General features: G+C 70.8%; 1 protein-coding gene. It reads left to right on the forward strand.

The genetic code is table 11. The features are described from left to right. Positions 1-325 (forward strand): ATP-binding cassette domain-containing protein (locus HKX41_10870; protein NNC24632.1); only part of this gene is annotated, 325 nt, incomplete at both ends.

Consider the following 325-nt stretch of genomic DNA (forward strand, 5'->3'; position numbering starts at 1 on the left):
GGGCCGTCCGGCTCGGGCAAGTCGACGCTGATGAACCTGATCGGTTGCCTGGACACGCCGACCAGCGGCGTCTACCTGTGCGACGGCGTCGATGTGGCCACGCTCGACAAGGAAGAGCGCGCGATCCTGCGCCGCGACAAGATCGGCTTCGTGTTCCAGGGCTTCAACCTGCTGCCGCGCATGAACGCGCTGGAGAACGTGGCGATGCCGATGGGCTACGCCAACGTGCGCCGCGACGAGCGCGTGCAGCGCGCGCAGGAAGCGCTGGAGGCGGTCGGCCTGGGCCCGCGCGCGGGACACCGACCGAGCGAGCTGTCCGGCGGCC

This window comes from Salifodinibacter halophilus (assembly GCA_012999515.1).
GTDB classification, from domain to species: domain Bacteria; phylum Pseudomonadota; class Gammaproteobacteria; order Nevskiales; family Salinisphaeraceae; genus Salifodinibacter; species Salifodinibacter halophilus.